The organism is Chroococcidiopsis sp. CCALA 051, assembly GCF_003015105.1.
GTDB lineage: Bacteria > Cyanobacteriota > Cyanobacteriia > Cyanobacteriales > Chroococcidiopsidaceae > Chroococcidiopsis > Chroococcidiopsis thermalis.
The window spans coordinates 19,270-34,273 of the sequence record NZ_PYCI01000068.1; the positions used below are offsets into that span (position 1 = coordinate 19,270).

The following is a 15,004-nucleotide window of genomic DNA, read 5'->3' on the forward strand; positions in this document are numbered from 1 at the left end:
TTAAACTCATCTATGCAGAATTCAGTTGCGATCGAAGTATATCTATTGAAAATAAATTCAGTGTTTGTCTTCAGGTAGTTTACAACCATCTCAGACAAGATAAATCTGTAGTTAATTCGACCTCTACCTCAAGACTGAAATTTGACACTACTAAAAAGGAGATTTCGAGAAAATATTATTTTGCTGCGGCTTCTCAGCTCAAATTTTGTCACGGTCTTACTGAGAAAACCACAGCTATGAGTTTTGTCTAACTGTGTAATTCGTCTAACGGTGTGAGACTAACCCGACGGTGGTTAGTTATTGAAGATCTGAACCTTGTGGAAATATGAACACTCAAACCAAACGGCTTTATCGCCAACTGCTCGTAGCTACCTTATTAATGGGTGGCACTTTTAATATGACTGCACCTGTTTTAGCGCAGTCTGTGCCGACTGCACCACTCACGGGTGCGGGAACTGAGATCAAAAACAAAGCGACTGCTACTTATGAAGACCCCAGCAACCCTGGTACGATCAATGCAACTTCTAACGAAGTCACTATCACAGTAGCAGAGGTTGCAGGTATCGCTGTTGTTGGTTCAACACCTGTTGATAGAAACGGTAGTAGTGTCTCTAACGGAGATGTTTTAGACTTCGACTTTACAATTACCAACGTCGGTAACGATACCACTGCTATCTACATTCCAGGCAAGACGATCCTAAATACAGGCGGTCGTATTGTCGGTGGTCAAATTGGCAGCACTGCTGGAGCCAACAGCGTTTATATCGTTAGAATTAACGGCAACACGCTGACAACTCCAGTTGCCGTTCCTGATACTGGCATTCAATCAGATAATGCTGCATTTATCCTAGCTATTCAAGGCGCAGGCTATACTGCTTTTAATGGCTCGATTGATGTTAACCAAGAGATAGTAGTACGAGTTCCTGTCACAGTGACAGAAACCATAGCAACTAATCCAATTAGCGTGCAATTTGGTAACACTGCTGACCCTGGAACGCAAAATCGCCAGAACATCCTATATACAGCGGATGCCACTACTGATGATGATGTTCGTACTGCTGACATATCCGAACCGTCTCCGAGAAATTTAGGTCCTGCAAATGGAGAACGGGAAGCAGCAGCATTCCAATCGATTCCTTTAGGAACGCAGGTCACTACCCGCGCTCTGGCAACTGTACTCAAGACTCGCTCTCTACATACTCCTAATACTTCAGCGCTCGATGACGACCAGATTCGTTACCGTCTAGACTTGCGCGTTGAAGGCTCCTATCCTAATGCCTCTTCCTTTGCTGTAGGTAACTTGGAAGGAACAGCTCTTGCTACTCCCATTACGGGTGCAGGCGCTCCTACCGGAGCTGTGATTTTAGTTTCCGATGTCATTCCTACAAATACAGTTCTGGATGCTGGCTTCTTACCAACAGCACCTTCAGGCTGGACTGTAGTGTATAGTGATGACGATCCTACGGCGGCTAACGCTACAGCCCTCAGTGCTAACTGGAGAACCACTGCACCTACAAATCAGGCTCAAGCAGATTTAGTGAAGCGGATTGGTATTGTCCGTACTGGCTCAATGACAGCTGGATCTTCTACACTTACCGATACAAATGGCTTCCAGTTCCAGGTGAAGACAGCTACGGGCTTCGCTGGTGGTCAAATCCTCAACATTGCTCAAGCCTTCGGTCATACTCAAGGAGATAGCGATCTTAACCGGATTATCTATGATGAATCCGGCGACCAATTCCCCAATAACTTTGAGGGTACGACAACTCCTTACACTGACGGTGCAGGTGGCTTCGATCCTGCCAATGATGATGGTATAGCTCTTGCTACTTACGGTAGTGACCCCAGCAACCAACCTGTAAATAACACACAAAGTAACCAGGGTACGGGTAGTGATGGTGAAGTTAACCTACTTTCCATTGACGCACCTGGTAGCATTTTGACTGGACCTAGAGGAGTTCCAGGGGCAACAGGTCCAGGAAACTCTAACCATACTGACTACGTGAACCAGTCAATTTCGCCGCCAGTGGGTAAAAATCCTGCCGATGCGCTCACAAATGCAGAAACTCTCGATCTTGTTTTCAATAACACGGTAAGAAACCCCAACTCGCTTGGACTCAACAACGTAGTTCTGAAGCCAATTCCCGCTGAACAAGCCGATTATGTATCAGATAGCACGACTGCTAACCAGCAAGACCCCAATACTGGTTATGGTACGAATGCAACCTTACCAAATGGTACGACTGTCAAGATCGAGTATGGTGGGCAATCAGCCACTTATACATGGAATAGCGGTACTAGTGCCTTTGACCTTACTTCTGGTCCAGCAGTCAAACTCACTACGCTCAACGGTCAAGTCAGCCTTGACTACACAGTAACAGTAAATCTTGGCGATGGTGCTGCTCAAAACGCTGCATATCCAGTAGCGATCGTGGCATTTGTCGATGAAGATAATAACAATGAGTTTAGCCGGACTTCAACGACTCCCACGGCTGAAAGTATCTTCAACTTGAAAGTCGATCGAACCTACACGGGTTTCGTGAAGCTGACCAAAGAAGCTCGGATTTTGGATGATGCTGGTAATCCAATTACTGTAGATGCAACTGGTGCTGCGATCGCAGATCCTGATGGATTTACAACGAATCCAGCCAGACCTCAACCCGGCTGGAAGATCGAGTATCGGATTTCTTACGAAAACATCTCGACACCTGCTTCTACTGGTGGTAGCGGTAGCGTTCAATTAAGTGCTAGCAACTTCAAAATCTTTGAAGATGGTACTGGCGATACGACAAACCCCAGAAATGGTACTTGGGCTGCAACTACAGAACACGTACTGACAAGGGCAGTTGGTACACAGGGAACCGTCAGCTTCTACAATACGACGATCGATACGATCAATCCTGGCTCTGGCGTACCTGAAGCTTTGACGAATACTGGTTATGTCAACTTTATCGGTAGTTTAGCTCCGAATGGTACAGCAGGAACACCACAAGGAAACTTCAAGTTCCAGCGACTAGTGAAATAGCTTAGGCGAATAGAATTCGCGACTACACAATCGTAGTCGCGAATTTTAGCCTCAAGTGCTTTGCAATATTCCTACCTCTCTGTTAGATCCGTGCCTTGAATGGGCAAATTAATGGATGGATTTGAATCATCAGGAGACTGTCACAATGAAACATTTGTCAATGTTTGGCGTAGCTGTCGCCGTATTATTATCTGCACCTCTAGGCGATCGCATCGTTAGCGCCCAACAACAGCCAAAAGCAACAGTTCAAAACATTCAATCTCAACGCCCCGTACAGTTAAATCTGATGGCAGAAAAGAAAGTCATGCAGAAAGACGCGCAGGGCAAGCCAAAAGCAACTTGGCAAGCAATGCGGGGAAAAGTTACAGTTTTTCCAGGGGATGTGATTCGCTATACTGTGCGCGGTGCTAACAGTGGCGATCGCCCAGTCAAAAATCTCGTTTTAACTCAACCAATTCCCAAGCAGACGACATATATTTTGAATTCTGTTACTATTAACCATCCTGGGGTTGCGGTCACTTACAGCATCGATAATGGGAAGAGCTTTACAGAAAAACCAATTGTAAAAGTCAAATTAGCTGGCGGTAAAGTTAAAGCCGAGCCAGCACCAGCAGAACTCTACACTCATATTCGCTGGAAATTTGACAAAGCAGTTGATGCTAGCAAGTTGGTTGGTGCAGCTTATCAAGTCAAGGTGAAATAAATTCGGAATTCGGAATTCGGAATTCGGAATTTTTACATGAGCATCGATCCCCCTCAATCCCCCTTAACAAGGGGAACTTGAAAGAGCGATCCCCCTCAATCCCCCTTAACAAGGGGAACTTGAAAGAGCGATTCCCCCTTATAAAGGGCGACTTGGAAAGGCTGAACCCCCCTTTTTAAGGGGGGCAGGGGGGATCTAAAAGCCCTACTAGGTCAAAACAATACTGCTCAAATCTCTTCTTAAATAACAGCGATCGCCATTACACAATTGACCTAAATCAACATCGGCTCGTCCTCCAATTGCGGGCAAATAAAATAATTATCCAAACGCAGATGCAACCTCCGAACCGATTTTTTAATTATTGGTTGCGACCAATAGCAACAGCTCTTTTAGCTGGAGCTGTCTTAGAAACTTTACTAACTGGTCTAATTCAAGCAGGAGTAGCAATTGAAATTACTAATCAAGCAACTTATAGTTATGAGTTTAATAATGATAAATCAGAAATTAAACAATCAATTCAAACGACAACAAATAAAATTTCTGCCTCAGTAGTTACCACGGATTTAATAGATCCTTTAGGAAAAATTACAGGTTGCGCTGGTGAAACTTTGCCTGATTATACAGGATTTAGTATTGGTTTGTACGAGCCAAATTCTCAAGATGCAACAGCAACAGAAATTGCCGAACCTATATCTCTCACTCGTACAGAATCACCAGATATTGCTAACAATAATATTCCCAGAGGATTAGAGCCAAATACAGAAAATAGCAATCCTTTTTTCCTCACCAATGGCAAAGAAGGAACTTATAATTTCCTTCTCGATCCTCAGCGGGGTCAGTTGGATCGCGGTAAAACTTATATTTTATTAATTCATCCCCCCGATAAGTCAATTTATGACGAGCGCCGCATCAAGCTCACAATTGGAGAACGGGACGATAGAGTTGTTGCTTATACTGCTACCTCTTTAGACGGTAAACCAATTAGTGCCACTGACAATCGCACGTCTGTTAACGGAACGATTGACATTGAAAATGCCGAACGAATCGGATTAGTCTTAGCCGTTTTAGATTTAAATACAAGCGTTTGTCAAGCTCAAGAAGTACAAGTTGTCAAAACAGGCGATCGCGCTACAGCCGAGCCTGGAGATACAGTTATCTATCGTCTCTCAGTCAAAAATCTTAGCAGCAGCCTCCTGAAAAATATTGTCGTTACCGATACTTTACCCGTAGGTTTTACTTTTATACCTAAATCCGTGCGGGCAGAGTTGGGCAAAACTCCAGTTGCGATCGCCTCTAGTCACGATGGTAGAACGATCTCTTTACGTGCAGAGGGAATAGAACTACCAAGTAACGCTACCAACGAGCAAGTTCTGAATATAGCTTATGCCGCAGTCCTCACGGCTGACGCAGTTCGTGGCAAGGGTGAAAACTTGGCGAACGTGACCGGACAGCGCATTGACAACAACCAAACAGTCAAAGATGGTCCCGCCGTTCACAGATTACGGATTAATCCAGGCATTTTGTCAGATTGCGGCACGCTGATCGGACGAGTATTCGTAGATAAAAACTTTGATGGCGAACAGCAACCAGGAGAACCAGGAGTTCCCAATGCTGTGATTTTCATGGATGACGGCAACCGCATTACTACCGATCTTCAAGGACTATTTTCTGTTGCCAATGTCATTTCTGGTTATCGCACGGGAGTTTTAGATTTCAGTAGCGTACCTGGCTACACCTTGGCTCCCAACCGCCGTTTTATCGAACGCAACAGTCAATCTCGTTTAGTGCATTTAGAACCTGGTGGAATGGCGCGGATGAATTTTGCCGTAACTCCAATCGCGAAGGAGGCAAAGCCTAAATGAAGTGGAGAACGCGATTTTTCAATGCCTTCCTAGTAGTCACTACAGTGAATGCGATCGGTTTGTTGATTCTGCCTAAAACTGCTAGAACAGAACCACTACAAACTCAAACAGAATTTGGTACTTACGTAGCAGCATTACCAATCGAATTGAGACAAGTACAGCCATCAGTGACAGAAAAGCGCTGGCACGATTATATTGTGGCATTACTTGCCCAACCTGAGACATCTGTACCTGTTGAGAATACGCAGGAATTTGGCACTTACGTAGCAGCATTACCGATTGAAGCCGTTGCAGCACCACCTTCAGAAACAGACCAACAGTTGCAACAATTGCTAGTAGCGTTCCTCGCTGCACCAGGGACAACAACAGTAGCTACGCCAGATTTCGGGAACGACACAGTTGCACTACCGATCGCCTTAAATGGAGAACAGCCAGTTACAGATTTTCCTGAAGCTGAAGTTGCATTACTTTCTTTGCCAGCAGCGTCAGATGTCATCGAAAATACTAACACTTCACCTCAGAACGTACCACCAGAAGCGATCGAACAAACTACAAATATCCCATCCCAGAGCGTACCGCAATCTGAGGCAGAGCAAAAGTATGCTAACTATTTGGTTGCTTTACGGGAACAAAACCAGTCACCAAACTCGGAAAATACCGATTCCCAGACAACTTCCACTCCAAGTTCAAACGACCTAAAATTTCTTTCGCCGCGATCGAACCAAGTCTTGGATGTGCCAGCGACTACAGTAACCGTGCAGTCTCCCGCAAATATTCCCGTTGAACTGTCAGTAAATGGCGAACTAGTCGATACATCTTTAATTGGTGGTACAGAAACAAATAACACGGCGAATTTCGTAACGCAGACATGGTATGGAGTGCCACTCCACCAGGGAGAGAATACCCTCACACTTAAAATTAAGACTGGCGATCGCGCTGGAGAATCAACGACAGTTAAAGTCTACGTGCGCGGTAATACCAAGCAAATCACCGTCCAAACTCAAGAATCGCGAATTCCCGCCGATGGACGTTCGACAGCCAAGATCGAAGGGCAGTTACTCGATGACAAAGGCAATCGCACCAATGAAGATGCGATCGTCACTCTTGATGCTAGTGCTGGGGAGTTTATTGGTAAGGATGCTAAGCCCGATATTTTAGGGTTTCAAGTTCTGGCACGCAAAGGACAATACACGGCTGAGCTGCGATCGGGACTACAAGCGCAAACAGTCAGAATTCGCGCTGAAGCTTTTCAGCTAGAAGCATATACCCAATTTCAATTTGAAACGAATCTACGCTCTAGTTTAGTCACGGGTGTTGTTGACTTGCGTTTAGGTGCTAGAGGGACTGATTTTTACAAGAGTTTTCGCGACTTTTTACCCCCCGACGAAGACAACCGTACCGAACTGAGTTTTCATACAGCAGTTTTTGCTACAGGTAAAATTGGCGAATGGTTGTTTACGGGTGCGTATAACAGCGATCGCACCCTGAATCAAAAATGTGACGGCACTTCGGGTTTGTTTCGAGATTACCAAGTCTGCGATCGCAACTATCCCGTTTACGGCGATAGTTCTAAAGTCGAAGCTGTCACCCCTTCTCAAGATAGTTTATATCTGCGCTTTGAGCGATCGGCATCCATTCTTGGAGCTGAGCCTGACTATGTAATGTGGGGAGATTACGATACCAAAGAGTTTGCTCGCTCCTCACAAGAATATACTGCGACTTCTCGCAACCTCCACGGATTCAAAGCAAATTACAATCTAGGAGATTTTCAACTCTCAGTATTCTACGGCGATAATGTTGAAGGGTTTCAGCGCGACACCATCCCGCCTGATGGTACGAGCGGTTATTATTTCCTCTCGCGACGCTTGCTTATACCTGGAAGTGAAAACATCTCGATTGAAGTCGAAGAACTCAATCGCCCAGGTACGGTATTGTCACGTCAACAACTGGTTCGAGGAACAGACTACGATATCGACTACGATCGCGGTACGTTGTTATTTCGCGAACCAATTTTTCGCACGGCTGTAGATGAAAATGGACAAGTTTTGGTGCGGCGAATTGTTGCCACCTATCAGTATGAGAGCCAAGAAAAGGACAATCGCATCTACGGTGGTAGAGTCCAGTACAACATCTCGCGAGAACTTGAAAATGAAAGTTGGCTCGGTGCAACTTATTTAAAAGAGGAGCGCGGCATTCGCGACTTTGAACTTTACGGTGCGGACGCGCAAATTGCGATAAGTGACAAGATACATTTGATTGCCGAATACGCTCACTCTCAAAATGATTCAGAAATGATGGGAGAAGTCAGCGGTTCGGCTTATCGGTTAGAGGCTGAGGGAGAGATCGCCAAAGGGATTCAAGGTCGAGCTTATTGGCGTTCCACAGATACAGGTTTTAGTAACAACGCGACAACTAGCTTTGTTCCAGGTCAAACTCGTTATGGAGCGCAGGTTACAGGACAGGTTGCTGCAAAAACTAATGTTCGGTTGCAGTACGACCATGAAGACAATCGCGGCATCGCACCTCAACCATTAGATAATTTTACCGATCTATTTTCACCCCGTTTGGAAGCGATTCCAGGCAGTAAGGTTGACAACTCGCTGACAACGATTACAGCCGGAGTACAGCAGCAGATTGGTAAAGCCGATCTCACATTAGATTGGGTACATCGGCATCGAGAAGACCGGATCGAGCCAAATGCGTTGAGCGGCACTTCAGACCAATTGCGATCGCGTCTCAAGTTACCTTTAACTGAAACTCTCACCTTTTTAGCCCAAAACGAATTGACCATTTCTGACGAAGAGGATGCTGTTTATCCAGACCGCACGATTGTAGGATTAGATTGGAAAGTTGCACAAGATTTGAGCATCCGCCTCGCCCAACAGTTTTACACTGGCAGTCAGAATGATGGTAACTCGATTACCAGTCTCGATTTTATCGGCGAACGCAAATTCGGTACGGATACCACTCTCAACGGGCGTTACTCCATTTTAAATGGGGGTGACGGGATGACAACACAGGGTGCGATCGGCATCAAACAAGGTCTGACCATTGCCCCTGGGTTAAAGCTGGACTTGGGATACGAGCATGTATTTGGTAGTTTCTTCAATCGGACTGGAGCAGGTAAGCAGTTCGTGCAACCTTTTACAGCGGGACAAAGTGCCTCTTCAATTGGCGTTGACTCCGGCGATAACTACCATATTGGCTTAGCATACACGCCTAGCGACGATTTCAAAGCTAGCGCTCGTTACGAACATCGGAATTCTTCTGGTGGTTCTAATACAGTTATTTCTGCAAATGTAACCGGAAAAATTTCTCCCGCGCTAACGGGTTTGGTTAACTATCAACAGGCGAATGCTTCTAACCAAAGACTCTCAGGGTTGGGAGATACGGCTCACTTAAAAGTGGGTTTAGCATATCGCGACCCGAATAACGATAAATTTAATGCTTTGTTACGTTATGAATATCGCAAGAATCCTTCTACAATTCCCGATACGATTTTACTCGGCAGCGGTACGGGTTCCAAAGACCATACTTTTGCTCTAGAAACGATTTATGCTCCTAACTGGCGATGGGAACTTTACGGCAAGTATGCAATTCGCCACAGTACCTCTTACTTAGCAGCAGATTTAGTCAATTCCAGTACGATTAATTTGGGACAATTACGAGCGACTTATCGCTTGAACGACAAAATCGATTTGGTTGGTGAAGCTCGCTGGATTAATCAACCTTCAGAAGATCGCAGCGAGACGGGTTTTGTTGCTGAAGCAGGCTACTACCTGACACCAAATCTGCGGTTATCGGCAGGATATGCTTTTGGTCAGGTGAATGATGACGATTTTAGCGGTTCTCGGTCTGCTGGCGGGGCTTATTTTGGTTTAACTGTGAAATTGAACGAATTGTTTGATGGTTTTGGGTTGCAAAAACCCGTTCCTGCACCACGGCAAAAATCTAAAGTTCAACCTGTAGCAGCAGGCTCATCGCAGTCTTCAAAGCTATCTACTGGATTGAAGCAGAAACCAAAAGCGAAAACAGAGATGCAGGCAGTTCCCACCGAAAAAGCCCAGCAGCTCGATAATGCGCCGACAAAGCAATGAAGCATAAGAACAGCGCCATGAGAAAGGTAAGTTTTCTGCATTTTAGGTACTTGCATAGGGGTAACAGTCGCCGCGACCCACGCCCACAGGACTACAGGAACGGCTGTTCTAGTCAGTCTTCCACTCAATGGTGGCAGCGAGGAGCCTTTATTGGTAGTCTTGCCCTTTTTCTAGGTATTTCGGGTGGGTTGAGTCCAGCCGCCCATGCGGAAGGAAGTAAGGAATTAACTAGTAACGGAGGCAACCGTGCTTTCTTGCTATATCACTCAGGAACCGCAAGAGATACGATTGGCAGCATTGCCCTCAGAACTAAGATCAAAGTCTATGTCAATGCAGGGGAAACGATTAATTTAGGTTCTAGTGCTAATGGTATTGGCTCAGGGCGAATTAACTATCGCTCTCCCACGGGTGCTGCTGGTAGTTGTCTTACCAGTGTTGGCAGGATTCTCAACCGTACCCAGGAGGTAGCTGGTCCGGCTCCAAATACTAACGGGTACACTCCCTGTATTATTACGACTGCTCAGACTACGACTGCTGGAAGCGGGATCTGGGAAATTGATTTTGTCAGCCCTAATCCTGCTGTTGACAATAACCCAACAGCTATAGCTGCTGGTGGTAATTGGACTCAGGCTAATAATGTGGGTTGGGTAGCCGCCTGGGATGTGACTGTGCGAGATAGTACTAATACAGGTTCAGCCTTTTCGGGTCGCGTCTATTCAAACAGTCTGGCACTAAGAATGCCGAACACTGGTAATGATTTTGCCCCCCTACTTTACGTCCAGACTGCCGATGGTTATCGCTACCAACTCAATCCAAGGCGCTTAAGTCCCTTCACGTTCGTCTTTTTTGCCAACAACAACGGGTTTAAGTCTTCTACCACTAATGCGCCGCTTTTTCGATCTGTACTGTTCCCTGGCGGTACTGGGTTAGAATCTGGCGTTACCGTTCATGACCCGAATACGGCAGACAGTGGGATCAACGTCACTCACAAAATTTTCTTCAACACACCTAGTAGCGATCTGCCCTTTTCTGCACCAAGTGCCAGTGGTAGTACATGGCTGCTGACAAGTCCAGTTGCTCCCCAACCCAGCAACTTTACCTTTCAAGGTGTTGAAGGTACTGCTGGCACAGCTGGCACATCACCTCTAACTGGTAATTTTAGCTTTACTAGTAACGTAACAGGACGTTTTTTAATTACTCTTGACCTGAACCAGAACGGTATATACGGAGATGGAAATGACAAAGTACTATCTGGGTTTGCCACGCCCGGAACAAACACTCTTCCTTGGGATGGGAGAGATGGTGCGGGAGCTACTGTACCCGCTAGTAGCGTTGCTTACGGTGGTCAAATTGTGCTGTATGCAGGTGAAATACATCTCCCACTTTTAGATGCTGAGAGCAACCCTAGTGGAATCACAATTCAACGACTCAATGACCCTGTACCACCTACAGTTCCGAATCCCAATCCTTACACAATCTACTTCGATGACACAACAGTTGGTGGCTCTAGTGCTTTGAATGGAGTAGATAGTAGTACTGGCGTACACGGTTGGAACAATCCATTTGGTGATAACAAAGGGATAGATACCTGGGCTTACTATCCCTCTGGTATCGCTCAACTCAATGGCGGTGTGGTACTCAGACAAGCTGACTTGGAAGTCGTGAGTAAGACTCACAGTCCAGCAAGCTTGAGTGTAGGTAGCACTGTCACCTATACAGTCGTGGTGAGGAATAATGGTCCGACTGATGTTACCAACGCAGCGTTTACCGATACTGTTCCGGCAGCGATTACTGGAGTGAACTGGAGTTGTACTGTGTCGCCTGTTGCTACTGGCAACTCTTGTGGCGCAGCTAGCGGTTCGGGTAATAATATCAGTACAACCGTAAACCTCAAAAGCGGTGCTACGGCAACTTATGTCATCACTGGTACGGTTTCTAGTGCTGGTACTATAACGAATACAGCTAAGATTGTCCGCACTGATGATGTAACTGACCCAGACGACCTTAACAGAACTGGTGCAGGCAACAATAGCAAGACTGATACCACGACAGTTAGCTTACCTACAGTTAACCTCTCTGGTACGGTGTTTGAAGATGTTAACTATGGTGGTGGTGCAGGGCGCGACTATACAACTGCTAACAATTCAGCCGCAGCCTCTGGCTTCCCAACAGGCGTGATTCGCCGCCCAGGTGTACGGGTAGAGTTATATAACTCGGCAGGCAATTTCTTGACTTCCACTCTCACTGATACTAACGGCGCTTACAGCTTCACCAATCAGCCAGGAAATACAAGTTACACGGTGCGCGTGGTTAACGGTACTGTAACTTCTGCCCGTCCCAGTTCGGGAGGTACGCTCATTCCAGTACAGACTTATCGTACTGATGCCACGACAGGGACTGTAACTGCGGTTGCAGATCGGGTGGGGGGAGAAAACCCGACATTAGTTGATGCGGGCAATGGTAGTACCACGTTAGCCGCACTCACTACCGCTACAACCGCTGCTCAATCGATCGCCCAAATTAATGCTGGTGCTGGTAATATCACGGGTATAGACTTCGGCTTTAACTTTGACACCATAGTCAGTACGAGAGATTCCGGTCAGGGCAGCTTGCGCCAGTTCATTATTAACAGTAATACTCTCAACAATACGAGTCTGGCTCAAGTTGGAGTGCTTTCCGGTAGGGAGGAGAGCATCTTCATGATTTCAGATGGTGCAGCTCATCCCGGTTTACGGGCGGGGTTACCTAACCAATTTAGCGGTGGTGTCGCCACAATTACTTTAGCAACTGCTCTACCCGCGATCGCCAATGCAACTGGCAGTACTAACGCTAACCGTACTAGTATTGATGGCAGAACCCAAACTGCCTTAACTGGAGACACTAACGCACCAATATTTAACAACACGACTGGATCGGAAATTATCCTCAACGTCGCCGCCGGTCCTGGGCTGGAAGTGCAAGCTAGCTTTACTTTTATTAAAAATATCGGTATTACTGGTGCTAACGGTGTAGGTACGGCAGGTGTGGGAGTCTATTTCAATGGTGCGGGGGCAGCGAACTCGCGGCTAGAAGATGCTACTATTTTTAGCAATGATAACTCAGGCGTAAAGTTTCAAAGTGCAACTAGCGCTTACGTTAATTCCAATATCATCCGTAATAATGGCGTGACCGATCCTCTTGCTGATGGGGTCGAACTGATTGGCTCTAGTAGCAATAACGTGACTGAGAATATCATCATCAACAACCCAGGTTACGGGATCGATCTACATACGACTACCAACAACAGCAACAACCTGAGTAGTAACCAGATTATCAACAATGGCACGCCTGACGACGCTCAGGATGCGGGAATTGGTATCCGCTTAGGAAACAACAACCTAATCGGTCAAAATACGATCGCTAACAATCTCGGTGATGGTATTGTCGTTGCTTCGGGAACGGGCAACACAATGACTGAAAACTCGATCTATAGCAACGGTGGACTTGGCATCGATTTGGGTGGTGGTAGCGAAGGTAATGGGGTGACGCTTAATGACAGTGGCGATCTCGATACGGGTGCAAATGGTCTATTTAACTTTCCGATTTTAGAGAGCGCTCAGCTTTCAGGTGGTAACCTAGTCGTTAAAGGCTTTGCTCGCCCTGGCTCGAAAATAGAATTTTTTGTCAAACAACCCGACCCCTCAGGTTTTGGTGAAGGACAAGAATATCTCGTGACGTTGGTTGAAGATTCGGCAGACGATGCCGATGCGACAACTGGCACTTATACTAGTCCGTTCAATGGTCTCAACCAAGGTACTGACACCACAAACCGATTTGAATTTTCGATCCCGTTAGGCAGTCTGCCCAATACAGTCACAACCGCTGACACGCTCACTGCTACTGCTACCTGTCTCAACAGCGAAAACTGCACTAGCGCCCCAAATGGCAGTACTTCAGAATTCAGCGGTAATATTACCATTACTGGCAGCCCTCATCTATCACTCGTCAAGCGCATTACTGCCATTAATGGCGTTCCTTTTTCTGGGTTTGATGGTACTGCTACTGACCCGAATAATAATGGCGATCTCGATGAAGATGTGAACTGGGGTTTACCGCTGGATGACTCCTTGAGAGGACAGATCGATGGCGGTTTTGTCCAACCGGGGGAAGAAGTCGAATACACGATTTACTATCTCTCTACTGGTGCGACTACAGCTCAAAATGTGTTGTTTTGCGATCGCGTTCCCGCAAATATGAGTTTTCTTGCTACTGGGTTCGATAGCTATCCCGTGCAAGCATCTGGAGGTTTACAAGGAGTAGCACGGGGAATTCTCTGGCAATATAACGGGACGACTGAATCGTTAACAAATGTCAGCGATGGAGATACGGCAGTGTATTTTCCCCCAGGAGTTGAGCCGAGTAGTGTTTACCCTAATGTTAATTGTCAGGGTAGCAATACCACGGGGGCGATCGTGGTTAATTTAGGCAATTTAATCAATGCGACTGCGCCTGGAATTCCTGCAAATGCCTATGGATTTGTGCGGTTTAAAGCTAAGCTCAACTAACCCGATCTTTACCTAGTCGTGTAGTAGAGCTTCCCTGCTCCCTACTCCCTGCTCCCTGCTCCCTGCTCCCTACTCCCTACTGTAGTTTTCCCTCAATAGCTAATTGCCTGTTAAATCTGGGAAGACTAAATACAGATTCCATAAGCCGATCCCCAGATATGAGTTACTGCTTGAATCCAGACTGCCAGAATCCCCAAAACTTAGATGGGAGAAAGTATTGTCTCGTCTGTGGCTCCAAGTTGCTACTCAAAGACCAATATCAAGCAATTAAACCAATCGGCAATGGTGGTTTTGGACGCACCTTTTTGGCAGAAGATGCCAATCGTCTCAATGCCCTTTGCGTGATCAAGCAGTTTTTTCCTCTGCCCCACATTCAAGGCAATATTGAGGCAATGGCAAAGGCTACTTTATTGTTCAAGCAAGAAGCCAGACAGTTATTAGAACTAGGAGAAAAACATCCCCAAATTCCAACTTTATTCGGTTATTTTGAACAAGAACAACGCTTGTACTTGGTACAACAGCATATTGACGGGCAAGATTTAGAAAAAGAATTAGAACAGCAAGGATCGTTTAACGAAGAACAAATTCGGGCGCTGATGCATAGTTTACTGCCCGTACTGCAATTCATTCACCATTGCGATGTGATTCATCGGGATATCAAACCGACTAATATTCTACGTCAAAAAGTTGATAACAAATTCGTCTTAATCGATTTTGGCGTAGCAAAACAACTTGCTGGGACGAGTATCTCTGCTGCTAGTACCAAACCAGGA

At 46.1% G+C, this 15,004-nt stretch carries 6 protein-coding genes; all 6 read left to right on the forward strand.

Going from position 1 to position 15,004, the window contains the following annotated elements; all coding sequences use genetic code 11:
- Positions 1-325: 325 nt before the first annotated feature.
- On the forward strand, positions 326-3,025 hold the full coding sequence (locus tag C7Y66_RS17305) for a hypothetical protein (protein WP_106546546.1): 2,700 nt from the start codon (positions 326-328) through the stop codon (positions 3,023-3,025).
- 145 nt (positions 3,026-3,170) lie between these two features.
- Positions 3,171-3,728 (forward strand): DUF11 domain-containing protein, encoded by a 558-nt coding sequence (locus C7Y66_RS17310; RefSeq protein ID WP_106546549.1) that lies wholly within the window; start codon positions 3,171-3,173, stop codon positions 3,726-3,728.
- Between the two features lie 332 nt (positions 3,729-4,060).
- Positions 4,061-5,590, forward strand: a complete 1,530-nt coding sequence (locus tag C7Y66_RS17315) for a DUF11 domain-containing protein (RefSeq protein WP_106546547.1) — start codon at positions 4,061-4,063, stop codon at positions 5,588-5,590.
- Positions 5,587-9,687 (forward strand): TonB-dependent receptor, encoded by a 4,101-nt coding sequence (locus C7Y66_RS17320; RefSeq protein ID WP_199197487.1) that lies wholly within the window; start codon positions 5,587-5,589, stop codon positions 9,685-9,687. Before C7Y66_RS17315 ends, C7Y66_RS17320 begins: the two co-directional genes overlap by 4 nt.
- A gap of 17 nt (positions 9,688-9,704) precedes the next feature.
- On the forward strand, positions 9,705-14,231 hold the full coding sequence (locus C7Y66_RS17325; protein ID WP_158265946.1) for a right-handed parallel beta-helix repeat-containing protein: 4,527 nt from the start codon (positions 9,705-9,707) through the stop codon (positions 14,229-14,231).
- Positions 14,232-14,389: 158 nt separating this feature from the next.
- The coding region (locus C7Y66_RS17330) for a protein kinase (RefSeq protein WP_146149815.1) at positions 14,390-15,004 on the forward strand (615 nt) is incomplete at its 3' end.